At 70.8% G+C, this 23,221-nt stretch carries 21 protein-coding genes and 1 tRNA gene; 17 read left to right on the forward strand and 5 right to left on the reverse strand.

All coding sequences use genetic code 11. The features are described from left to right. Positions 1-49 precede the first annotated feature (49 nt). The gene (locus ACZ3OF_RS05515; RefSeq protein WP_467302996.1) at positions 50-1,231 is read right to left on the reverse strand and encodes a glycosyltransferase; all 1,182 of its coding nucleotides are present in this window, start codon (positions 1,229-1,231) and stop codon (positions 50-52) included. Continuing rightward, positions 1,228-4,077 carry a bifunctional glycosyltransferase/CDP-glycerol:glycerophosphate glycerophosphotransferase gene (locus ACZ3OF_RS05520; RefSeq protein ID WP_467302998.1) on the reverse strand — a complete coding sequence of 950 codons (2,850 nt, stop codon included), beginning with the start codon at positions 4,075-4,077 and terminating at the stop codon, positions 1,228-1,230. The genes ACZ3OF_RS05515 and ACZ3OF_RS05520 overlap by 4 nt, the downstream gene beginning before the upstream one ends. A 345-nt stretch (positions 4,078-4,422) precedes the next feature. Between ACZ3OF_RS05520 and ACZ3OF_RS05525 the strand changes: the two genes are divergently transcribed. From ACZ3OF_RS05525 to ACZ3OF_RS05560, 8 genes are all read left to right on the forward strand, one after another. Continuing rightward, positions 4,423-6,999, forward strand: coding sequence for a YfhO family protein (locus tag ACZ3OF_RS05525; protein ID WP_361681771.1), 2,577 nt, complete (start codon positions 4,423-4,425; stop codon positions 6,997-6,999). Next, positions 6,996-8,009, forward strand: a complete 1,014-nt coding sequence (locus ACZ3OF_RS05530) for a glycosyltransferase family 2 protein (protein ID WP_361681769.1) — start codon at positions 6,996-6,998, stop codon at positions 8,007-8,009. Before ACZ3OF_RS05525 ends, ACZ3OF_RS05530 begins: the two co-directional genes overlap by 4 nt. Continuing rightward, on the forward strand, positions 8,009-8,455 hold the full coding sequence (locus ACZ3OF_RS05535) for a GtrA family protein (protein WP_467303004.1): 447 nt from the start codon (positions 8,009-8,011) through the stop codon (positions 8,453-8,455). The genes ACZ3OF_RS05530 and ACZ3OF_RS05535 overlap by 1 nt, the downstream gene beginning before the upstream one ends. 148 nt (positions 8,456-8,603) lie before the next feature. Then, positions 8,604-9,710 (forward strand): glutamate 5-kinase, encoded by a 1,107-nt coding sequence (gene proB / locus ACZ3OF_RS05540; RefSeq protein WP_361681763.1) that lies wholly within the window; start codon positions 8,604-8,606, stop codon positions 9,708-9,710. Between the two features lie 165 nt (positions 9,711-9,875). Beyond that, positions 9,876-10,355, forward strand: a complete 480-nt coding sequence (locus ACZ3OF_RS05545; protein WP_361681760.1) for a hypothetical protein — start codon at positions 9,876-9,878, stop codon at positions 10,353-10,355. 90 nt (positions 10,356-10,445) lie between these two features. After that, positions 10,446-11,729, forward strand: a complete 1,284-nt coding sequence (locus ACZ3OF_RS05550) for a glutamate-5-semialdehyde dehydrogenase (protein ID WP_361681757.1) — start codon at positions 10,446-10,448, stop codon at positions 11,727-11,729. A gap of 114 nt (positions 11,730-11,843) precedes the next feature. Continuing rightward, positions 11,844-12,446 (forward strand): SCO2584 family spore wall biosynthesis protein, encoded by a 603-nt coding sequence (locus ACZ3OF_RS05555; RefSeq protein ID WP_361681754.1) that lies wholly within the window; start codon positions 11,844-11,846, stop codon positions 12,444-12,446. Positions 12,447-12,567: 121 nt separating this feature from the next. Then, positions 12,568-13,650, forward strand: a complete 1,083-nt coding sequence (locus ACZ3OF_RS05560) for an SCO2583 family membrane protein (RefSeq protein WP_361681753.1) — start codon at positions 12,568-12,570, stop codon at positions 13,648-13,650. Here the strand turns inward: ACZ3OF_RS05560 and ACZ3OF_RS05565 are convergent. After that, positions 13,635-14,774: a M48 family metallopeptidase gene (locus ACZ3OF_RS05565; protein ID WP_361681750.1), complete on the reverse strand. Its 1,140-nt coding sequence runs from the start codon at positions 14,772-14,774 to the stop codon at positions 13,635-13,637. The two genes, ACZ3OF_RS05560 and ACZ3OF_RS05565, sit on opposite strands and share 16 nt — an antisense overlap. A gap of 224 nt (positions 14,775-14,998) precedes the next feature. Between ACZ3OF_RS05565 and ACZ3OF_RS05570 the strand changes: the two genes are divergently transcribed. The 6 genes from ACZ3OF_RS05570 (at position 14,999) to ACZ3OF_RS05595 (ending at position 18,903) form a co-directional block, all read left to right on the forward strand. Beyond that, a complete protein-coding gene (locus tag ACZ3OF_RS05570) occupies positions 14,999-15,160 on the forward strand; it encodes a hypothetical protein (RefSeq protein WP_361681747.1) in 162 nt (53 codons plus the stop codon). Positions 15,161-15,212: 52 nt separating this feature from the next. Continuing rightward, complete coding sequence (gene nadD, locus ACZ3OF_RS05575) at positions 15,213-15,833, forward strand: nicotinate-nucleotide adenylyltransferase (RefSeq protein ID WP_361681745.1); 621 nt, start codon at positions 15,213-15,215, stop codon at positions 15,831-15,833. 19 nt (positions 15,834-15,852) lie between these two features. After that, positions 15,853-17,574 carry an LCP family protein gene (locus ACZ3OF_RS05580; protein WP_467303012.1) on the forward strand — a complete coding sequence of 574 codons (1,722 nt, stop codon included), beginning with the start codon at positions 15,853-15,855 and terminating at the stop codon, positions 17,572-17,574. Positions 17,575-17,654: 80 nt separating this feature from the next. Beyond that, positions 17,655-18,095: a ribosome silencing factor gene (rsfS, locus tag ACZ3OF_RS05585; RefSeq protein WP_467303014.1), complete on the forward strand. Its 441-nt coding sequence runs from the start codon at positions 17,655-17,657 to the stop codon at positions 18,093-18,095. Beyond that, the gene (locus tag ACZ3OF_RS05590) at positions 18,092-18,745 is read left to right on the forward strand and encodes a histidine phosphatase family protein (RefSeq protein ID WP_361681798.1); all 654 of its coding nucleotides are present in this window, start codon (positions 18,092-18,094) and stop codon (positions 18,743-18,745) included. The genes rsfS and ACZ3OF_RS05590 overlap by 4 nt, the downstream gene beginning before the upstream one ends. A gap of 85 nt (positions 18,746-18,830) precedes the next feature. Next, positions 18,831-18,903 (forward strand) — tRNA-Ala (locus ACZ3OF_RS05595). 48 nt (positions 18,904-18,951) lie between these two features. On the opposite strand, the gene ACZ3OF_RS05600 is transcribed toward ACZ3OF_RS05595, so the two are convergent. Continuing rightward, the gene (locus ACZ3OF_RS05600) at positions 18,952-19,857 is read right to left on the reverse strand and encodes a helix-turn-helix transcriptional regulator (protein WP_361681736.1); all 906 of its coding nucleotides are present in this window, start codon (positions 19,855-19,857) and stop codon (positions 18,952-18,954) included. Positions 19,858-19,951: 94 nt separating this feature from the next. Here ACZ3OF_RS05600 and ACZ3OF_RS05605 point away from each other — a divergent pair, with 94 nt between their 5' ends. From ACZ3OF_RS05605 to ACZ3OF_RS05615, 3 genes are all read left to right on the forward strand, one after another. Beyond that, positions 19,952-21,385, forward strand: a complete 1,434-nt coding sequence (locus ACZ3OF_RS05605) for an MFS transporter (protein WP_467303017.1) — start codon at positions 19,952-19,954, stop codon at positions 21,383-21,385. 71 nt (positions 21,386-21,456) lie between these two features. Next, the gene (locus tag ACZ3OF_RS05610) at positions 21,457-21,672 is read left to right on the forward strand and encodes a hypothetical protein (protein WP_467303019.1); all 216 of its coding nucleotides are present in this window, start codon (positions 21,457-21,459) and stop codon (positions 21,670-21,672) included. A 3-nt stretch (positions 21,673-21,675) separates the two neighbouring features. Continuing rightward, positions 21,676-21,909, forward strand: a complete 234-nt coding sequence (locus ACZ3OF_RS05615) for a hypothetical protein (protein ID WP_073751314.1) — start codon at positions 21,676-21,678, stop codon at positions 21,907-21,909. Here ACZ3OF_RS05615 and ACZ3OF_RS05620 read toward each other — a convergent pair. Beyond that, positions 21,888-23,114 (reverse strand): glycosyltransferase 87 family protein, encoded by a 1,227-nt coding sequence (locus tag ACZ3OF_RS05620; protein WP_467303022.1) that lies wholly within the window; start codon positions 23,112-23,114, stop codon positions 21,888-21,890. The genes ACZ3OF_RS05615 and ACZ3OF_RS05620 overlap by 22 nt on opposite strands. Between the last annotated feature and the right edge of the window lie 107 nt (positions 23,115-23,221).

Consider the following 23,221-nt stretch of genomic DNA (forward strand, 5'->3'; position numbering starts at 1 on the left):
CCCTCTCGTCGCCCCCGGCCGCTCGCACCTCCGGCCGCCCCTCGGCTCCCTAGCGGTCCAGCAGCGCGAAGAGGGACTCCCAGCGCGCCACGATCTCGTCCGTCGAATAGCGCTGGATGTCGACCCGGGCCCGCTCGCCCATCCGGTCCCGCAGCTCCTTGTCGGAGATCAGCTCGTCGAGCCTGTGCGCGAACTCGCCCGTGTTGCCGGGCGGCACCACGAGCCCGTTCTCACCGTCCGCGATGATTTCCCGGACACCCGGGGCCACGTCGAAGGCGACACACGGCACGCCCGTCGCCATCGCCTCCATCAGGGCGAGCGGGAAGCCCTCGCCCCGCGAGGACAGCGCGAACAGCGAGCCGCCGCGCAGCGCGCCCGGCACATCGTCCGTACGCCCCATCCACGCCACGGAGCCGGTCAGCCCGAGCCGGGCGGCCTGCGCCTTCAGCGCCGCCTCCTCCTCGCCGGAGCCGTAGACCCGCAGGACCCAGTCGGGGTGGAAGGGCGCGACCTCGGACCAGGCGTCCAGGAGCAGGTCGACGCCCTTCTCCTCATGCAGCCGGGCGATGCTGACGACCGCCTTGGCCGTTCGCGGGGACGGCTCGTCGGGGAAGAACGGCAGCGGGTTCGGCATGGCGCCGACGTGGTCGAACCGCTGGCGGATCCACAGGTCCGCGTCCTCCCGCGTCAGCGCGAGCATCCGGTCCACGTCCTGGTAGTACCGCTTGACCCGCTGGAAGCGGGACGAGGCACGGCACGTCTGGAAGGACTCGTGGCTCATGCCGATCACCCGCAGCCCCGAGGTGTCCGCGAGGGCCACCCACTCCATGGCCCAGACCTGCGTCACGACGACGACGGAACCCGGGCGCACGGAGCGCAGGATCTTCGTGAGCTTCGCCGCCTCCCTGCGCATGCCCGAAGCGCGCGAGGCCCTGCGCCGCCGCTCGACCAGGTCGAGCCGGCCCTTCACGCCGCGCCGTGGCTTCAGGACCGGCGGGTGGGCGTCGTACAGCGTCGTCGTCCGGTAGGGCAGATCGGTACCGAGGTCCGCGCGTCGCTCCTCCGGGGCGGGGACGATGCCGACCACATGGACCTGGTGGCCGCGCTCGCTGAAGAGCCGCGCCATCTGGTGCGACCAGCTGGTGATGCCGCCGATCTCGTCGACACTGTTGGAGACGAGGACGATGTCCCTGGTCGTCGTCCCGGTCGCTGCTTCCATCGTCTCGGTCATCGACGGCTCCACCCGGAGAAGAACTTCTGGACGATCGAGTGCGCGGCGTCGCCCTGGTCGTACTCGCCGAACTCGGCCACGAAGCGCTTGCGCGCGTCGCAGTACTCCCTGCCCTCGGACTCGAGGTTCCGCAGCGAGGCGTGGAGTTCGTCCTCCGTCCGGAGGACCGGGCCGGGCGCGTGCTCCAGCAGGTCGAAGTAGGTCCCGCGGTCCTCGTGGACGTACGCCTCGTAGTCGTACGTGAAGAAGAGCATCGGCCGGTCGAGCAGGGCGTAGTCGAACATCACGGAGGAGTAGTCCGTGATCAGGGCGTCGGCGAGCTCCATCAGCGGCATCACGTCGTGCTCCGAGGAGACGTCGACGACCTTGCCCTCGACATCGGGCGGCAGCACCACGTGGTTGAAGTAGTGGGCCCGCACCAGCAGCACGTAGCGGTCGCCGAACTCCTCGGCGAACCGCTCCACGTCGAAGGGCAGCGCGAACCGGCTGGCCTTGCCCGAGGTGCGGAAGGTCGGCGCGTACAGCAGCACGGTCCGGTCGTCCGGGATGCCGAGCTTCTCGGCGAGCGGGCCGCGCTCCCGGCGCCCCGCCTCCTCCTCGCGCTGCCGGGCCCTGACCAGCACGTCGTTGCGCGGGTAGCCGGTTCGCAGCAGCGTCCGGTCCTTCAGCCGGAAGGCCTTGGCGAGGGTGCGTACATCGTGTTCCGACCGCACCAGGAAGTGGTCGAAGCGGTCGAGGTGGTCCTGCTGGACCGCCTGCTGCTGCCGGGTCTGCGCCTTGAGGCTGGGCTGGTCGAACCCCATCTTCTTGAGCGCGGAGCCGTGCCAGGTCTGGATGTACGTCGTCTCGGGCCGCTTGGCGAGCTTCAGCGGATAGCTCTGGTTGTCGACCCAGAACTCGGCGCGGGCCAGCGCCTTGAGGTACGGCAGCGACCAGCGGCGTACGAGCTGGACGTCCTCGGGGAAGTCCCGCGGTGTTCCGGCGTACGACCAGACCGCGTGGAAGTCCAGGCCCTGGCGGCGCATCTCCTCGTAGATCGCGCGTGGGCTGTCGCTGTACTGCTTGCCCAGCTGGCTCTCGAAGACGACCGTCCGCTTCTGCACGGGCAGCCGGCTGTACACCTCGTGGTAGAGCCGCAGCTTGGTCTCACCGGAGGTGAGGGTCTTGCGCAGCGCCTTGGCCCGCCGCAGACCGGACTTGGCGACCTGCCCCGGCTTCCCCCGCAGTCCGCGCTGGACGAGCTCCTCGATCCGGTCGCTGTCGCCCTTGGACGAGACGAGACGGAAGGCGAGATGCCCCTTGGCGGTGGGGTGGGGCTCCATGCGGTCGCCCACCAGGCGTGTCAGCCGTGGCTTGACGGGGAGCGCTCCGCCGCCCAGATCGTGCTGGTCGACGGTGAGCCGGGTCCGGGTGCTTACGCCGTTCGCCCGCAGGACGACGCGGGCGTCCCACACCGGGTCGATGACGCCGAGGGGCCGGAGCGTCGAGCTGATGTCGGCCTCGGTCTCCCAGCGGACCGTTTCGCCGTCGTGGCGCAGTGAGGTGACGGGGAAGACGTACGTCCGCAGGCTGCGGCGGCGGGCGCGGAACTCCAGCTCGGCGGTGAGCGTGTCCCCGGGCGCCACGATCCCCAGCGGGTTGGTGATCCGGCCGGCGAGGCGCGCGATGCCGTCGGACTCCGTGTACGAGGTGAGTTCGTTGCGCAGGAACAGCTTGTCGATCGGCTTCTGGTGATAGCCGAGTTCGGTGACGTCGAGGACCTCCCGGCCGAACGCGTCGTCGAGGTGCTCCGCGCACCAGTAGACCCGGCCGTCGCGCCGGGCGAGCGGGGAGGAGACCTTGTCGCGGTGGATCAGGGTGTCCACGGCGGGCAGCAGGTTCTCCCAGTCGCCCTTCTCCAGGAGGTACGCGCAGATCGCCTGGATCTTGGCCGCCTGGCCGTACGCCTCGCGGTCCAGGCCCTGGAGGTACGGCCGGGAGAGCTCGGCGAACTCGCGGCGGTAGGCCTCGTCCCGGAACGGAAGATCACGCAGATGGAGGACGAGGTCGTGCTTGAGGAACTTGACGTCCTTGGCGGCCCGCAGCTCCTCCAGACCGTGCCGGTCGAGGAGCGCGTCGATCCGGCGGTGGATCTCCAGCCGGTGCCGGTAGTTCACCATCTCGTGGCGGCTGTTGGTGACCGACTTGACCTCGGCCCGCTCGTAGACGTGCCAGAAGTAGACCTGGTTGGGGATGAGCGTGATCTTCTTCGCCGCGAGGTAGGCGTCGGCGACGAACATCAGGTCCTCGTAGAACATCCCCTTGGGGAAGCGGAGTCCGTTGTCGAGGAGGAAGTCGCGGCGGTAGCACTTGTTCGTGGAGAGCGTGTCCCAGACGAACAGGTCGGGCAGTTCGGTGACGGACTCCAGGGTGCGGGTCGCCGAGTAGAGCCACGCGTACCACTCGTTGCGCTTCTCGTGCCGGGAGTCCTTGGTGAGGCGCACGCACAGGCCCGAGACCAGGTCGGCGCCGGTCTCCTCGGCGGCCGCGACCATGTTGCGGCAGGCGTTGCGCTCCAGGACGTCGTCGCTGTCCAGGAACATCACGTACCGGCCCCGCGCGTGGCCGATGCCGACGTTGCGCGGCTCTCCGCCCGCGCCGCTGTTCTCCGGCAGCTGGTAGGCCCGGACCCGCTCCGGCTGGGCGGCTGCCAGTTCCTGGGCGACCTCGAAGGTGCGGTCCTCGCTGCAGTCGTCGACGATCACGACCTCGACGCTCCGCAGTGTCTGGTCCAACACCGATCGCACGGCCGTCGGGAGACGCTCCGCGTCGTTGTAGCCGATGACGATCACTGAGACGTCAGGCACTGGCACCTCGATCCATTTTCGTGCGCAGGCTGCCTCGACGGCACCTCGCGTTCACTTTCCGGCGGTCCGATGGGGTGGGAGGCGTCCGGGTGGGGGTCCACGCCCGGACGACGGGGCGCTCCGCGATCGGATTCGTCGATTTTTAAGGGGCAACCCTATCGGCTCCGTCCTCTTCCAAGAGAAGTGTGCGCATCGGGTCATAACCTGTTTGTGCATAAATGGACGAGGGAAAGTGACGGGCCGTTCGAATGTCGACCAGGAGTTCGGAATTCAGGGATGTCCGCCGTGCTGAATCCCTCGCTTGAGAAGGGTGCCGGCCGGCGAGGAGACGATTCCTCTCCAGGGGTGACACCGACCGGGCCGGCGCTCAGAAGAGACCTCAGGGCGCGGCGGACCGCGCCCTGGTTCGCCGCCGTGACGGCCATGGGCGCGTACTGCCTCGCCATGGCCGTGCAGGGCACGTATCCCTTCGGCGGCAGATCCCGCGCGGTGAACGACCTCGGGAATCAGTTCGTGCCGTTCCACGCGCGCCTCTGGGACCTGATGCACGGCGAAGCCCATGGCGACCTGTTCTTCAATTGGGCCAGCGGATACGGCACGCCCTTTCTCGCCGACTTCTTCACCTATCTGATGAACCCGTTCTCGTGGCTGGTCGGGGTCTTCCCCCGGGACGGTGTCGAGTTCCCCGTCTTTCTGGTGACACTGTTCAGCGTCGGGCTCGCCGCCGCGCTGACGACCGTCTTTCTCGGCCGACTCCACGAGGGAAGTCCCTGGCTGCGCGCCCTGCTCTCGGTCGGATTCGGACTGAGCGCCTGGATGATCTCGGACGGATTCTCGGACCCCATGTGGATGTGGGGCCTGGTCGCCCTTCCGCTGCTCGGCATCGCCTACGACTGGTGCCTGCACCGCCGCCGCTGGGTGACCGGCTCGCTGCTCGTGACGGTCTGCTGGGCCGGCAACTTCTACACCGCCGCGATGGCCACGATCGGGATGGGCCTGGTCCTGCTGGTCCGGGTGCTGCTGGACGGGCGGCCCGTGGCGGAGCGGCTGCGCGTGGTCGCGCGGGCCGCCTCCATGACCGGCGCCGGGATCCTGCTGGCCGCGCCCGTACTGACCGTCAGCCTCAGAGCCAGCAAGCTCTCCCAGCCCGCACCCGAGGCCGTCTACCAGGGCCCACCCGCGCCCCTCGACTATCTGGCGCACCTGATCCCGGGCGGCCTGGTCGGCCGCGCGCCGCACATCTCCGTCGGCATGCTCGCCCTGCTCCTCGTCGCCGCCTACCCCTTCATCGGCCGCGTGCCGCGCAGGGAGCGGATCGCCTGGCTCGCCCTGATCGCGCTGATGGCCGGCTCCCTGGTCTGGCAGCCCACGATCCTGCTCTGGCACGGACTGGCCATGCCCAACGGCAGCCCCTACCGCGCCTCGATCGCCCTGACGGCCGTGCTCGTGTGCGTCGCCTGGCTGGCGCTCGCCCGCCGTCCCCGCCTCCCGGAGCTGCTCGGCGGCGCCGCCCTGGTCCTCGTCCTGGTCCTGTGCGTGAGCACCACCGCGTACATGACGACGGGGCCCTGGATCCTCACCGCCGGGGGAGTCGTCCTCCTCGGCCTGCTCCTCGCGCTGGACCGCTTCCGGGACGACCGCCGGGTGCGCCGCGGTCTCACCGTGGCCCTGGCCGGGGCGGTCTTCCTCTCCTCCTCGTACACCGTCCTGTCCACGACAAGGATCCGGGACGCCATCGAGTGGTGGAAGCCCAAGCGCACCTTCGACGAGCAGGCGCTCGCCGCGTACGCGCAGTTGAAGGCGGCGGACGCCTGGCCCGCGAGCCGTACCGACCCGGGTCCGCACTCGTTCGCCTCCAACGATCCGATGCTGCTCGCCGGGCAGGGGGGCGGCTACTACAGCAGCTATCTGCCGGCGGTCACCGCCGACGCCCTCCACCGGCTCGGCGGCGGCTGGTACATCCAGGGCCGCCACACGCGCAGCTTCAACGACCCGGTCGGCCGCGCCGTCATGGGCGTCAGCAGCTACCTCGAACCGGACGCCGGACCCGACGGATTCGTCCGGCGCCCTGCCCTCGCCCCGCCCGTCGTCACCCTGCGCCCGTCCGGTACGCCCCTCGACGGGACCGTCCGTGACGTCTCGCTCTTCTCGCGCCAGGAACGGGTCCTTGGCGCGCGGGTCTACGAGGTGCCGACGCTCACGAGGAGCGGTGGCGGTGACCCCGTGCCCGGCCGCGGCTGGCCCCTCACGGCGGACGGCGCGGGTGCCGGAACCACCTTCACCGCCGTCTGCACCCCGGGCTCGGAGGCGTACTGGTACGCGCCCTGGCTGCGCGGCCGGGTCGACGCGCTCGGCACGGCCCTCCGGCCCGTCGGCAAGTACCCCATGACCAGCAACCCGCTGTACCGCCTCGGGACCGTCCCCGCGGACGGCCGGGTCGCGGTCGGGGTCCGCTCGGCGCAGCGCCAGTACATCCCGCAGAGCCCCGTCGGCTGCCTCGACCGTGCCGCGCTCGACCGGACCGTGCGGAATCTGCGCGCCACCGGCCCCGCCGAGGTGGTCGCCGCGGGCCACGGCATCGGCGCCGCGTTCGCCGCCCGCACGGCGGGGACCGCGGTCCTGGCCGTGCCCGCCACCCCCGGCTGGCGGTGCGCCGTCGACGGCGGCCCCGCGCGCGTGCCGCGCACGCTCGGCGGCCTGATGGCGGTGGAGCTCGGCGACGGCGCCTCGCGGCTCTTCTGTTCCTACCGCACCCCGGGGCTGCGGCTCGGCCTGGCGGCGAGCGGTGCCGCCGCGGCGCTGCTGCTCGCCGTCACCGCCGCCCACCTGCTCCGTACCCGTACCTCCGGCACGTTCCGCACATCCCGCGCCGCCGACTCGTCCCGTAGATCGCGTTCGTCGTTCAGGAGCCAACGTTCATGATCAAGTTGTCCGTCGTTGTCCCCTGCTACAACGAGGAAGCGGTGATCGACCAGTTCGACACCCGTATCCGCGAGGTCCTGGGCGGCCTGCCCATCACGTACGAGATCTGCTACGTCGACGACGGCAGCAAGGACGACACCTTCGTCCGGCTGCGCGCCATCGCCGCCGAGTTCGAGAAGGAGACCCGGTACGTCTCCTTCAGCCGGAACTTCGGCAAGGAGGCCGCCATGCTCGCCGGGCTCCGCGAAGCCACCGGCGACGCCGTCGTGATCATGGACGCGGACCTCCAGCACCCGCCGGAGCTCATCGAGCGCATGCTCGAACTCCACGCGCTGGGCCACGAGCAGATCATCGCCCGGCGCACCCGCGAGGGCGACAAGAAGCTCCGCAGCGCCCTGAGCCGGCTCTACTACCGCGGTGTCAACAAGTGGATCGACGTCGAACTGACCGACGGCGTCGGCGACTTCCGCCTGCTCTCCCGCGCGGCCGTGGACGCGCTGCTCTCGCTGCCCGAGTACAACCGCTTCTCCAAGGGGCTCTTCTCCTGGATCGGCTTCGACACCGTCACCTTCGACTACCAGAACGCCGCGCGTGAGGCGGGCGAGACGAAGTGGAAGTTCAGCTCCCTGCTCAACTACGGCATGGACGGGCTGATCTCCTTCAACAACAGGCCGCTGCGCATCGCGATCTGGCTCGGCCTCACGCTCACCGGTCTCGCCGCGCTGTACGCGATCTGGATCGTCGTGGCCGCCCTCACCCAGGGCGTCAGCGCCCCGGGCTATGTCACCCTGGTCGCGATCATCGTCGGGCTCGGCGGCGTACAGATGATCATGCTGGGGCTGATCGGCGAGTACATCGGCCGCATCTACTACGAGACCAAGCGGCGGCCGCACTTCCTCGTCAAGGAGACCGACCGCACCCGGACGCGCCGCCCCATCGCCGGCAGCGCCTACGCCGCGGGCCGCCGGGACGGCCGCGCCCGCGTCGCGGCGACCGAACGGGAGATGTGATGCGCGGCCAGCTCGGCCAGATCGTCCGCTTCGGCGTGGTGGGCGGGATCAACACGGGGACGTTCTACGGCTGCTATCTGCTGCTGCACCCGTGGATGCCGTACTTCGCCGCCTACTCCATCGCCTTCGTGCTCAGCATGGTCGGCTCCTTCTTCCTCAACACGTACTTCACCTACCGCACCCGGCCCACCTGGAAGAAGTTCGCGCTCTTCCCGCTCACCAACCTCACCAACTACCTGGTGCAGAGCGTCGGCCTGTACGCCCTGGTGACATGGGCCGGGATGGACGACCGGATCGCGCCGCTGGTCGCGGCCGTCGTGGCCATCCCGTTCACCTATCTGCTGTCGAAGAAGATCCTCGTGCCGGGCGGGCGCAGGGCGGAGGCGGGCCCCGCGGGCTCCACCGGTGATTCCGGCGTCGAGCCGGACTCCGTCGCCACACGCTGACGACGGGCCCGGCGACGCGGCGCCCGTCCGTTCCGCTGGGTGGAATGGACGGGCGCCCTCCGTCCCGGCTCGCGTAGATTGCCTGGCAGACATCCGAGTGAGGGCGACGCAGGTGACGGCGGTACAGGTGACAGAGGCAAGGCAGTTCGTGACGGAAGCCCGACGGATCGTCGTCAAGGTCGGCTCCTCCTCGCTCACCACCGCGTCCGGCGGCCTCGACGCCGACCGGGTCGACGCCCTCGTCGACGTCCTCGCCAAGGTCCGCAGCGGCGGCGAGAAGGAGATCGTGCTGGTCTCCTCCGGCGCCATCGCCGCCGGTCTCGCCCCGCTCGGCCTCACCCGCAGACCCAAGGACCTCGCCCGCCAGCAGGCCGCCGCCAGCGTCGGCCAGGGTCTCCTCGTCGCCCGCTACACCGCCTCCTTCGCCCGCTACGGCGTACGCGTCGGCCAGGTGCTGCTCACCACCGACGACACCAGCCGGCGCGCCCACTACCGCAACGCCTACCGGACCCTCGACCAGCTCCTCGCCATGGGCGCGCTGCCGGTCGTCAACGAGAACGACACCGTCGCGACGGACGAGATCCGCTTCGGCGACAACGACCGGCTCGCCGCCCTCGTCGCCCATCTCGTCCGCGCCGACCTGCTCGTCCTGCTCTCGGACGTCGACGGGCTCTACGACGGCGACCCCGCCAAGCTGGGCTCCGCGCGGATCGCGGAGGTGGCGGGCCCCGCGGACATCGCCCATGTCGAGATCGGCTCCGCCGGCAAGGCAGGGGTCGGCACCGGCGGCATGGTCACCAAGGTCGAGGCCGCCCGGATCGCCGCCGCCGCCGGCATCCCCGTCGTCCTCACCTCCGCCATCCGCGCCGCCGACGCCCTCTCCGGCCGCGACACCGGTACGTACTTCCACCGCACCGGCCGCCGCTCCGCCGACCGGCTGCTCTGGCTCGCCCACGCCTCCACCCCGCAGGGCCATCTGACCCTGGACGAGGGTGCGGTACGGGCCGTCGTCGAGGGCAAGAAGTCGCTCCTCGCGGCCGGAATCGCCGCTGTGGAGGGGGAGTTCGTGGCCGGCGACCCGGTCGAACTGCGCGACACCGACGGCCGGGCCGTCGCCCGCGGACTGGTCAATTTCGACGCCAAGGAGATCCCGCGGATGCTCGGCCGCTCCACGCCCGAGCTCGCCAAGGAGCTCGGCCCGGAGTACGAGCGGGAGGTCGTCCACCGCGACGATCTGGTCGTCGTCCGCCCCTGATGCGCCCCTCGTGACCGGCGTGTGGAGAAACGGCTGAAAGACCGGCCATCCGGTAGGGACCTTTACCAAAACCGCCCCGGATGCCGCCTCGGGCTGGTCAACTTTGTCTCGGGGACAAGACAAGGGCGGGGTACAGCACCACACGCATCAAACAGGAGGCCGCCGGTGAGACGAGCGCGCCCAGGGGCACTGCCCCGCGGGACAGCCGAACGCGCCCTGACCAGTGTCGAGGCCGGAGCCGACTTCGACGAGGGACAGGACACCGACACAGCTGGGGCACGCGTCGAGGAACGGCCGGTGGTCGCCTCGAAGCTCTGGCACATCACCCTCAGCGTCTCGGGCGCCGAGGCCCCGCTGAAGGAGGTCAGGCGCGGCCTCGAACAGCTGGCGCACGACCATCCCTTCCTGCTCACCAGCCGCTACGCCAATGATCACGCCGAGATCCGCTACTGGGAAGAGGCCCGTGACCTGCACGATGCCGCGGCGGTCGCGCTGCGGCTGTGGGGCGAGCACCGGCAGAGCGCCAAGCTGCCGCCGTGGGAGATCGTCGGCCTGGAGGTCATCGACCGCGAGACCTACCACCAGCGCATCGCCGAGGGCTACGGCCCCCCACCGGCCGCCCCGGTGGGGGTCCACCCGTACTGAGAACGGCGCCTCTGAGACCAGCGTCTCGGAGTGCGGGATACGGACGGCATTCGTGAGGGATGTCCGCAGAGGTGCCAGTACCCTGCGGGCATGACCTCGCTCACGCCCCTCGACAACCTGTCCCCGGTCGCCCGGGCCGCCTACCGCGCCCGCGCCGCCGCCGCCGAAATCGCGCCACTTCCGCGCGCGGCCAAGGACGACGCCCTGCTGGCGATCGCGGACGCCCTCGAGGTCCGCACCGCCGAGATCGTCGAGGCGAACGGCGAGGACGTCGCCCGCGCCCGCGAGGCCGGCACCAGCGAGTCGATCATCGACCGGCTCACCCTCACCCCGGAGCGCGTCCGCGCCATCGCCGCCGACGTGCGCGACGTGGCAGCCCTGCCCGACCCGATCGGCGAGGTCGTCCGCGGCTCGACCCTCCCCAACGGGATCGACCTGCGCCAGATCCGCGTCCCCCTCGGCGTCGTCGGCATCATCTACGAGGCCCGCCCCAACGTGACCGTGGACGCGGCCGCCCTCTGCCTCAAGGCCGGAAACGCCGTCCTCCTGCGCGGCTCGTCCTCCGCCTACTCCTCCAACACCGCCCTGGTGACGGTCCTGCGCGACGCCGTCGGCGGCGCCGGCCTGCCCGCCGACACCATCCAGCTCGTCCCCGGCGAGTCCCGCGACTCGGTGCGCGAGCTGATGCGCGCCCGCGGACTGGTCGACGTCCTCATCCCGCGCGGCGGCGCCTCTCTGATCCGTACCGTCGTCGAGGAGTCCACCGTCCCGGTCATCGAGACCGGCACCGGAAACTGCCACGTCTACGTGGACGCCCAGGCCGACCTCGACATGGCCGTCGACATCCTGATCAACTCCAAGGCCCAGCGCCCCAGCGTCTGCAACGCCGCCGAGACCCTCCTCGTCCACCAGGACATCGCGGACGCCTTCCTCCCCCTCGCCCTCGCCGCCCTGGCCGACGCCGGAGTCACCGTCCACGCCGACGAGCGCGTCCTCGCCCGGGCCGAGGGCTCCAAGGCCACCGTCGTCGCCGCGACCCCGGAGGACTGGGAGACCGAGTACCTCTCCTACGACATCGCCGCAGCCGTCGTCGACTCCCTCGACAAGGCCGTCGAGCACATCCGGCTCTGGTCCTCCGGCCACACCGAGGCGATCGTCACCACCTCGCAGGCCGCGGCCCGCCGCTTCACCCAGCTGGTCGACTCCACGACGGTCGCCGTCAACGCGTCCACCCGTTTCACCGACGGAAGCCAGTTCGGCTTCGGCGCCGAGATCGGCATCTCGACCCAGAAACTCCACGCCCGTGGGCCCATGGGCCTGCCCGAGCTGACTTCGACGAAGTACATCGTCACCGGCGACGGCCACACCCGCTGACCTCGGAATCCCCCGATCGGCCCCGCCTTCACGGGGCCCCGGGGGAGCCGTACGGGCGGGGATAGTTCGCACTCTCCCTGCCCAAAACCACCTCCCAGGTCTACTCTGAAAAACGTGCCGGACGACGTGGGGGGCAAGCCGTTCCCGGACGGCAGGGACCCTGAGAACGCTGACGACCGCGGGGGCGCGGACGACTTCGCCACCGTGGTGTTCGACGAGGACTTCGTACGGGCCGCCGAGGTCCACGAGCCGACCGCCGTGGAGCGCCTTCTCGCGGCCGCGCAGGCGCGCGCCGAGGCGGAGGCCGCCCGCGCCCGGGCCGGCGGCGGCCCGGGCGACGACGACCTCTACGAGGACGGCTACGACCCCTCGGACCCCCTCGGCGGCCGCTACGGCCCGGACTACGACCCTGACGACCCCGACGGCGACTGCGGCCCCTACGGCCCCCACGGCGGCGCCCTGCGCCCCTACCGGGGCAGCGCCCGCTGGCACCGGCCCGTCGCCTGGGTGCTCGCCCTGGTGATGGGCGTCGGCATGGTCGCCCTCGCCTTCACCGCGGTCTACCGCGGTGCCTCCGCCAACCGTCAGGACCAGGTCCCCGCCCCGGCGACCACCGGGATCGACAAACCGCGTGTGAACCCTCCGGCGGTCACCGCGCCTTCGGCCTCCGCCGAGTACTCCGCGCCACCCGTCCCCGCCGTCCCCCGAACGCCGTGATCCCCACGATCCGGGCGCCCGGCGGCATGTGCCCAGGTGGCCGGCCCTTTCGTCGGAATTCTTCGGAACTTGTCGTGTACCTGGGCGTTTACCCGGGCCGCGTCCGACCTACTCTGAAGGTATGGCAGGGCGTGGCGACCCGCCTGAGGGGCCGGTTCCCGACCCCGGCGGTGGTGAGGACGAGTACCGATCCGTCGTCTTCGACGAGTCGTTCGTCCGCGCTGCCCGGCTCCAGGAGTTCTCCGCCGAGGAGCGGATGGGGGAACACTCCCAGGCCGTACGCTCCCGCCCCACCTGGACCGAGGCCAGAAGCGGCTCCCGCCAGGCCCTCCTGCTGGTCCTGCTGATCCTCCTCGCCTTCGGTACGGCCATCTACCTCGGCGTACGCAACCCCTACCAGCCCCCGGTCGACCAGCGGGCAGAACCGCTGCGGATCACCATGGTCCCGCTCGCCCCGCAGGGCCCCGTCCCGGGCGGCGAGCCGGCCCAGCTCTTCGCCCACAGCCCCGCCGCCGAGTACCGCACGGGCGCCGCCGGCATCAACCTCCCGGTCACCGGACGCACCACACACTTCTCGGAGAGCCAGGTCGTGACCGCCCTCACGATCGCCAAGGACTATCTCGTGGCCTCCTCACTGGAGCCCGACGTCCTGACGGGCGTGACGGTCCGCCCCGCCCGGCTGCTCCTCGACCCCGACCAGCTGGCGCAGTTCGACCAGAGCGTCGAGGCCTCGCTCGACGACGGCCGCCACGCGGTCGGCGGCTGGCTGGTGCGGTTCGACCCCGCCGAGGTCGCCCTGGCGGACCGCTCCGTCCGCGTCCAGGGCACCCTCCGCTTCGCGGAGACGGCGACCGACATGCTGGAGGTCACCTCGGATCACACCTTCACCTACGCCCTGCGCCCCGCGGCCTCCGGCGCCGGGCCCGTGGGCGAGGCCTCCCTCTTCACCGTCCACCGCGAGACGCACTTCCGCTTCGACCGCGAGGACCTGCGGATGCACCGCGCCGAGCTCCTCGCCAGCACCGTCCAGGCCGGTCCGCAGGCCTGCGGACCCGACCCCGCCGGCGCCCTGCGCCCGCTGCTCGCGGGCGAACGGGCTCCGGACTCGGGCGGGGCGGCCGTCACCGACCCGTACGCCACCGGCCGGCCGTCCGTCTCCTCGCTCTGCGGGACCCTGGCCCCGAGCGCTCAGCCCTCCTTCTGACCGCCGTCGGTGCTGCCGCCGTCACCGCTGGTGCCGTCGCCCTCGCCGCCACCGCGGCCGCCCGTGCCGCCGTCCGTGCGCGGGGCGCCGCCGCCGAACCGACTGCGCAGCTTCCCGCCCAGGTCGCCCGCCAGGTCGCCCGCGCCGCCGGCTATGTCACCGACCAGCTTCATCAGCGGATCCTTGCTCGTGCGCACCGATTCGGCGTAGTGCCCGGCCGATTCCCGGAAGGAGTCGGTCACCGAGGTGTCCTTGTCCTCCGTCCGCCGCGGGTAGTGCCCGTCCATGATCCGCTGGTAGTCCCGGGTCTCGGACCACTTCTTCAGCTCGGCCGCCCGGACCGTGGTGAAGGGGTGCGTGCGCGGGAGCACGTTGAGGATCTTCAGGACGGAGTCGCGCAGGTCGCCGCCCTTCTCGTACTCGTCGGCCTGGGCGAGGAACGCGTCCACGTTCATCTCGTGCAGATGGTTGCCGCCGGCGATCTTCATCAGACCGCGCATCGACGCCTGGAGGTCCTGCCCGACCAGGAGACCCGCCCGGTCCGCGGACAGCTCGGACTTGCGGAACCACTCCCGCAGCGCCGTGACGATCGCCATGATCGCCACGTTTCCGAGGGGGATCCAGGCGACCTTGACCGCCAGGCTGGTGAGGAACAGCAGGATCGTGCGGTACACGGAGTGACCGGAGAGGGCGTGGCCCACCTCGTGGCCGACGACCGCCCGCATCTCCTCCTCGTCGAGCAGCTCCACGAGGCCCGTGGTGACCACGATGATCGGCTCGTCGAGACCGATGCACATCGCGTTCGGCTTCGGGTCCTGCGCGACGTACATCGGCGGGACCTTCTCCAGGTCCAGGATGTAACACGCGTCCCTCAGCATGTCGTTGAGGTGGGAGAACTGGGCGTCGCTCACCCGCACGGAGTCGGAGAGGAAGAGCAGTCGGAGGCTGCGCTCGGGCAGCAGCCCGCTGAGGGCCTTGAAGACCGTGTCGAAGCCGGTGAGCTTGCGCAGGGCCACGAGCGCCGAGCGGTCCGCCGGATGCTCGTAGGCGCGTGAGGAGATTTCCGGGAACCGCTTGCGCTGCCTGCTCGGCACGTTCCCCTGGTTGTCGGACTTCTCGGTCATGGATGCCCCCTGTTCGTACGAGACCTTGCTCGTCCCCCTGACGAATCCCAGCCTAGGTGCTGGGGTCCACGGCCACCGGAGCCTGTGGATAACTCGGGCATGGTGGACGGCGGCGGGGTACGACAGCCCGGACAACGACTGAGTCGGCGTGAGCGTGCCCGGACGGCCCGCATACGATGTGCGCGAAGTCTTCTCCCGTCCCCGATCGATAGGTCCTGTTGAAGATGAGCCTCCACAGCACCGCCGTCAGCCTGGTCACGCTCGCCGAGGGCGCCGAGCACGGTGGCAACCACGACAGCCTCAACCCCTACCTCACCGGTCTCGGCGCGCTCGGTGCGCTGCTCCTGCTGCTGTGGATCACCACCCGCTTCAACCGCGACCGCTGAGCCGGCGACCGGACCGAAGGCGCCCGCTGCCGTGCCAGTAGGCTCTGCACGCATGGGAGAGCAGGAAGTGCCTACTGGCGGCCGCGGCAAGCGCCGACTCGGCGTGATGGGCGGAACGTTCGACCCGATCCACCACGGACACCTGGTGGCCGCCAGTGAGGTGGCCGCCCTGTTCCACCTCGACGAGGTGGTGTTCGTGCCGACCGGGGAGCCGTGGCAGAAGAGCCACAAGGCCGTGTCGCCGGCCGAGGACCGCTATCTGATGACGGTCATCGCCACGGCGTCCAACCCGCAGTTCTCGGTCAGCCGCATCGAGATCGACCGCGGCGGGCCGACGTACACCATCGACACCCTGCGGGACCTGCGCTCCCTCAGCGGCGATTCGGACCTCTTCTTCATCACGGGGGCCGACGCGCTGTCGCAGATCCTCACGTGGCGCGACGCCGAGGAGCTCTTCTCGCTCGCCCACTTCATCGGCGTCACCCGGCCGGGCCACGACCTCACGGACGACGGCCTGCCCAAGGGCGGCGTCTCGCTGGTCGAGGTTCCCGCGCTCGCCATCTCCTCCACCGACTGCCGGGCGAGAGTCGCGCAGGGCGACCCGGTCTGGTATCTGGTGCCGGACGGCGTGGTGCGCTACATCGACAAGCGCCAGTTGTACCGCGGCGAGTGAGCCTCGGAGAGGGGCACCGGTGAACGATCAGAACCCGTACGACCCGTACTACCCGCAGCCGCAGATCATCGGCTACGACGAGTACGGGCAACCGGTGTACCAGCAGGTCCCACCGCAGGCACAGCAGTCGTACGACGCCTATGACCCGTACGTCGCGCAGCAGCAGCCACAGGGCCGGCCGCACGCGCAGCAGCAGCCGCAGGCCCCGCAGCACGGGCAGCAGCAGGGGTACGGCTACGACGCCTACGGGCAGCCCGCCCAGCCCCAGCAGCCCCACACGTCCCAGCGGCCGCAGTACGACCCGTACGCGCAGCACGGACAGCAGCAGTCGCAGCAGCAGGGCTACGGGTACCCCTCGTACGACACCGGGCAGCAGTGGGCCGTCCAGCCCGAGACGGCCCCCGCTCCGCCCGCCCCCGTGGCCGCTCCGGCCGCCGTGCCGGGCCAGCGCTCCGCGCCGGAGGACGGCGGCGAGCGCGACTACCGCACCGAGCAGTTCTCGTTCATCGAGGAGCCCGACGAGGACTCCGAAGACGTCATCGACTGGCTGAAGTTCACCGAGAGCCGCTCCGAGCGGCGCGAGGAGGCCAGGCGCCGGGGCCGCAACCGGGTCGTCGCCCTGATCGTGGTCCTCGCCCTCGCCGCCGTCGGCGGTGTCGGCTACCTCTGGTCCGCCGGCAAGCTCCCCGGCTTCTCGAGCGAGGAGCAGAAGCAGAACACCGCGACCGGCCCGCAGAAGCGCGACACGATCGTCGTCCACCTCCACGACCTCAAGGGCGGCGGCACCTCCACCGCCCTTCTCGTCGACAACACGACGACCGGGCAGGGCACCACCGTCCTGCTCCCGAACGAGCTCTCCGTCTCCACCGAGGACGGAACCCCGACCACGCTCGCCAAGTCCGTCGAGGACGACGGCTCCAGCGGCACCCGCGAGTCGATCGGCAACCTCCTCGGCACGGAGATCGCCGGCACCTGGCGGCTGGACACTCCGTACCTGGAGAACCTGGTCGAGATCGTCAGCAACATCGATCTGACCACCGATGTCACCGTGCCCAGTGACAAGAAGGGCGAGGACCCGCTCGTCACCAAGGGCGAGAACCAGACGCTGAACGGCCGCGCCGCCGTCGCCTACGCGACCTACCGCGCGCCCGGCGAGGCCGAGGCCAAGCAGCTCCAGCGCTTCGGCCAGGTCATGTACGCCGTGCTGCGGAAGATGTCCGACGACCCCAAGGCCAACGCGGACACCATCGCCACCCTGGTCATGATCCTCGACCCGTCCCTGCCCGAGAAGGACCTCGGCGCCTCGCTCGCCGGCCTGGCCAAGCACGCCAAGGGCGGCGACTACAAGACGGCGCTCCTCCCGGTGCAGCAGGACGGCTCCCTGCGCGAGGGCGCCGCGGACAGCGTGGTCAAGGACATTCTCGGCGGCAAGGTCAGCGCTCCCGACCAGGGCGGCGCGGTCCGCGTCTCGCTCCGTGACGCGACCGGCAAGGACGCCACGGAGGCCGCCAGAGTCGTCCTCGTCAACGGAGGCTTCGCCTTCGTGGGCGGCACCGAGGCGGACACCCAGGAGAGCTCGCAGGTCCTGTACGGCGACGACGCCCAGAAGGCGACCGCGGTCGAGGTGGCCAAGACGCTTGGCCTCCCGGAGAGCGCGGTCAAGAAGGGCAAGCCCGCCGGAAACGCCGCGGTCACGGTGGTTCTGGGCCAGGATTACAAGATCCCCGGGAGCAAGAAGTGACCCGTTCGTAATCGTTTGCGGGGCGGTCGGCGGTACGTGAGACCCTTGATGTGTCTCTGACCGCCGACGAAAGCCTGCTTGTGACCGCCACGGATCGCTCCATCGAGCTCGTCAACGCCGCCGCCCAGGCGGCGGCCGACCGGCTCGCGCACGACATCATCGCGTACGACGTCAGCGATGTGCTGTCGATCACCGACGCATTCCTGCTCGCCTCCGCCCCCAACGACCGCCAGGTCAAGTCGATCGTCGACGAGATCGAGGAGCGGCTGAACAAGGACCTCGGCGCCAAGCCGGTCCGCCGCGAGGGCGACCGCGACGCCCGCTGGATCCTCCTGGACTACGTCGACATCGTCGTCCACGTCCAGCACAGCGAGGAGCGGGTCTTCTACGCTCTGGAGCGGCTCTGGAAGGACTGCCCCGAGATCGCTCTCCCCGAGGACGCCCTGAAGACGCGCGGCAAGGCCGCCGAGCACGCCGCGCTGACGGGCGCCGCCGAGGAGACGGACGGTGAGCTGAGCTGAGCACGACCAAAGGCGGCAGCGGCCGCCGCATCGTCCTGTGGCGGCACGGTCAGACCTCGTGGAACCTGGAGCGCCGCTTCCAGGGCTCCACGGACATCGAGCTGACCGAGACCGGTGTCGCCCAGGCGCGCCGGGCCGCCCGGCTGCTCGCCTCGCTCAAGCCGGACGCGATCATCGCCTCCGACCTGAAGCGGGCGGCGGCCACCGCGGCCGAGCTGGCCGCGCTCACCGGTCACCCCGTCGCGCACGACTCCGCCCTGCGCGAGACGTACGCGGGGGAGTGGCAGGGGCTGACGCACAACGAGATCGTCGCGCGGTACGGCGAGCAGTACGCCGCCTGGAAGCGCGGCGAGCCCGTGCGCCGGGGCGGCGGCGAGCTGGAGACCGAGGTCGCCGACCGGGCCGCCCCGCTCGTCCTGGAGTACGCCGACAAGCTGCCCGAGGACGGCACGCTCGTCGTCGTGAGCCACGGCGGCACGATCCGCACCACCATCGGCCGCCTCCTCGGCCTGGAGGCGCCTCACTGGGAGAGCCTAGGCGGGCTCTCCAACTGCTGCTGGTCCGTCCTCGGCGAGGGCGCCCGTGGCTGGCGTCTCATGGAGCACAACGCCGGCACGCTGCCCGAGCCGGTCCTCGGCGACGACGACTGAGTCGCCCGCGGACCCGGATTTCACTTTCCGGCAGGTCACAGGCTAAAGTTCTTCTTGTTCGCAGCGCGGAGCGCGAAGAACACGAGGGGCTATAGCTCAGTTGGTAGAGCGCCTGCATGGCATGCAGGAGGTCAGGAGTTCAATTCTCCTTAGCTCCACAGTCACCGAATCCCGTCCCCACCAGGGGGCGGGATTCGTCGTTTCCGTCACGCCCAGGAGTCCACCTCCTCGGTGCGCAGCGTCTCGACGGCCCGCCGGCTCTCCTCGTCGTTCGGCGTGTACGCCACGATCCGGCACTCCGGCATTCCGTTGATCGAGAGCGACACCGACGTCAGCCGCAGCTCTCCCACCGCGTCGTGACGGAAGGTCTTGATCTGGCTGCGGGGCGGCACGACATCGCCGCTCCGCCACATCCGCGCGAAGTCCGGGCTCGCCTCCGTGAGCCGCCGGACGAACGACTCCCAGGCCGGCTCGCCGACATGCCGGCCGTACGCTCCCCGCATCTGGGCGACCATCAGCGGCAGCTCGCGCTCCTTGTCGACGACCGGGCAGCTCTCGTCGGCGATCGTGAAGAGCGTCCACAGGACGTTGCGGACGCCGGGCGATGTGGCCTCCGGGACGGAGAACAGCAGCCGGTACGTGGAGTTGGTCGCCAGCACGTCGTACCGGCTGTTGTAGACGACCGCCGGATGGGGTGCCAGGGCGTCCAGGATGCCCTGGATCTCCGGGCTGACCACGTCCACGTCCTCGGCGCTCTGGTCGGGCGCGAACGGCACTTCCGCCAGGTGGTAGAGATGCTCGCGCTCGGGCCGGTCGAGGCGGAGGACACGGGCCACCGCGTCGAGCACCTGGGCGGAGGCGTTGATCGGGCGCCCCTGTTCCAGCCAGGTGTACCAGGTGACGCCGACGCCGGAGAGCTGGGCGACCTCCTCGCGGCGCAGCCCTGGTGTGCGGCGGCGCAGGCCCGGTGGCATGCCCACGTCCTCCGGAGTCACCCGGGCCCGGCGGCTGCGCAGGAACGCGGCCAGTTCGTGTCGGCGCCGGCGTGATGTCTGTTTCGGTGCCGGCTTCGGTGCCGGTGTCGGTGTTGCCAAGATCGTCACACCCCCCATGGTCGAGTCCCCCTGCCGCCGTTGCCAGGTGGTGTCAGTACCAGCATCAGCGGGCTCTCGTTACCCGTATCGGATCGGCGTCACGCTGCCTGTCATGACGACGACCAGAACACGTCCCGTACTCAGTAAAGACGGCGGCACTGACAACCGGCGGCGGCTGCTGCTCGCCGTGGTGCTCGCCGCTCAGTTCATGGCACTGCTCGACGTCTTCATCGTCAACGTCGCGGCGCCCACCATCCGTACCGAACTCCGCGCCTCCGGAGCGGGACTTCAGCTCGTCGTCGCCGGATACACCATCGCCTACGCGGTCCTGCTGATCACCGGCGCGCGGCTCGGCGACCGGCTCGGCCACCGCCGCATGTACCTCGGCGGCCTCGCCCTCTTCACCGCCGCCTCGCTCGCCTGCGGACTGGCCTCGGGAACGGGCCAGTTGATCGCCTTCCGGCTCGTCCAGGGCGCAGGAGCGGCCCTGATGATCCCGCAGGTGCTCAGCCTCATCCAGCGGAACTTCACCGGGGAGGGCCGCGTCCGCGCCCTCAGCGCGTACTCGGCGGTGCTCGCCACCGGCGCCGCCGCGGGCCAGGTCGCCGGCGGCGTCCTCGTCAGCGCGGACCTCTTCGGCAGCGGCTGGCGGCCCGTCTTCCTCGTCAACGTACCCATCGGACTTGCCCTGCTGGCCCTGGGCGCCCGCGTCCTGCCGCGCGACGTGCGCACCGAACCGGAACGCTCGCGCTCCCTCGATCTGCCCGGTCTGGTCCTGCTCGCCGCCGCAGTCTCCCTCCTGACCGTGCCCCTGGTCCTCGGACAGGAGGAGGGCTGGCCGCTGTGGTCCTGGCTCTCGCTCGCGGCGTCCCTCGTGCTCCTCGCCGCGTTCGGCGCGTACGAAGCGCGGCTCGCCCGCCGTGGTGGTGCCCCGCTCATCGCCCCGCACGTCCTGCGCGCCCCCGGCATCGGACGGGCCGCGTTCCGGATCGGCGTGGCGATGGCCGTCAACGCCGGGTTCCTCTTCACCATCACCCTGCACCTGCAAGGAGGGCTCGGGTACAGCGCCCTGCGCGCCGGGCTGACCTTCGCCCCGGCCGCCGTCGCCTTCGGCGTGATCGGCCTCACCTGGCGGCGCTGGCCTGCCCGCGGGCAGCGCCTTCTGATCCCGGGAGGATTCCTCGCCGCGGCGGCAGCGGCGGTGGCCATGGGCGGCCTCCTCAAGGGCGGCGACAGCGGCGGCTGGCTGCTCCATCCGGCTCTCGCCGTCATGGGCGGGGGGCTCGCGCTGGCCTTCAGCCCCGCCCTGACCGGCGCACTCGCCGGCGTAAGGCCCGAGGACGCCGCCGACGCCAGCGGTCTGCTCGCCACCGTCACCCAGCTCGGTCAGCTGATCGGAGTGGCGACCTTCGGCACGCTCTTCCTCGGCCGGCTGGACGTACCAGGAGCGCACGCCTCCGCCGACGCGCTCTGGGCGTGCGCTCTCGCGCTGGCCGCGGCATCGATCTTGGCCGCGTCGACCTCCCTCGTACGCCGACCTCGCTGACCCCCTTGCGGGGCCATGGCAGAATCGGACGGCCGGAGGGGAACGAGGGTCCGGGCGGGAGGGAGTGCGCGTTGGCCGTGAGTGGTGCCGAGGATGCCGAGGCCCATGCCGTCGCCGAGCCCGCAGCGGTCCCAGACGCGGTCCCACGCGCGGTCCGCGCCGCCGTCGAGGGGGCCGGATCCCGGCTCGACTGCTCCTCGTGCGGTTCCGCCCAGGTGGCCCAAATGCTCGGTGACAACGGCGGAGTGTCCTATGTGTGCACGTCCTGCGGCCACAGCTGGAGCTGAGTGATGGGAGCACACAGGCGGAAATGCGACTGGTGTGGCAGCGGCACGCCCATCGTCCGGGACATGGATCCGGTCAATTCCGAGTACCAGTACTGGTGTGAGGAGTGCGCGCGGGCGCTGATCATAAAGGGCGACCCGATCGAGACGTACCGTGAGCTCGAAGGAGAGCCGATCTACGGCCGCCTCCTCGACGAGCACTGCACCCTCAAGCGGTTCTACTCCTTCGCCACGGCCTGACGCCGACGCGCGAGGGCGTAGCCCGCGAAGAGCGCCGCGATCGTCAGCGGATAGACCCCCGACAGCAGCATCTGACCCGCGTTCTGGTCGAGTTCGGGGCGGCCCGGGTCGTGCGGCACCCACCACAGCGCGAACGAGGCGAACACCAGCGCCACCGCGCCCACGGTCCAGCGCGGCCGCACCCGGTCACGGCGGTCCACCAGCAGCACGATCAGCGGGACGCACCACACCCAGTGGTGGGACCACGAGATCGGGCTGACCATCAGCGCCGTGATCGCGCAGACCACGACGGCCAGCGCCTTGTCCCCGCGCAGCGCGGCCCGTACCGCGAGCGCCATCGCCGCGGCTCCGAACAGCACGGCGACCACCAGCCACCACAGGCCCGGGTCATCGGTGTGCATCAGCCGGGCCAGCACGCCACGCAGCGACTGGTTGGCGGTCTCCTCGGCGAACCCGACCCGCCCGGTCTCGAAGAGGGTCTCGGTCCAGAAGCGCTTGGAGTCGTACGGGAGGACCAGTGCGCTCGCCAGTGTCGTCCCGAGGAACACCGCCGTCGCCGTGGCCGCCGTGCTCAGCCACTGGTTCCAGCGCCTCTCCCGGCGCCACTGGAGCACCCCGGCGACCAACAGGAACACCACGAACAGACCCGGTGTGAGCTTCACCGCAGTCGCCAGACCGATGCCCACGCCCGCCCAGCGGTGTCCCTCGCGGCGTGTGAAGTCCCACAGCACGGCCACCGCGATGAGCAGGTTGATCTGCCCGTACCGCAGCGTCGTCCACACCGGCTCGCACCAGACCACGACCGCCGCCACCAGCAGCGCGGCGCGCCACAGTCGCGCCCCCGAAAGGGACGGACGGACCAGTTGCAGGGAGAGCTGGACCAGCGCCACCACGAGCAGCAGATTTCCCGCGGTCGCGAGCGTCCGCATCAGCGGAACACCGACGAACGTCAGCGGGACGAACAGCAGCCCCGCGAAGGGCGGATAGGTCATGGCGAGGTTCGCCGATGTGGCGCGCATCGCGTAGAGGTCGCCGCCGGCCCGGACGGTCTCCCCCTCCGCCCGGTAGACCATGACGTCGAGCATGTTCACGTGGGCGAGCCGCTGGGCCACCCAGAACGCTATGAACGACAGGAGACAGGCAGCCGCGGCGGTGGCGAGAGGCCACTGGCGGGCGCGGGTTCGGGTGAGCACGGACACGGTCACAGAGGGGGACCCTACCCGGCGCCCTCGGGCCGCCAGGGAAACGATTTGGTGATCCCACGGAGAGCCGGTTAATGTTCTGTCTGTCGCCGCGAGGGAAACCCGGACGA

The sequence above is a fragment of the Streptomyces sp. NPDC022552 genome (assembly GCF_055561875.1).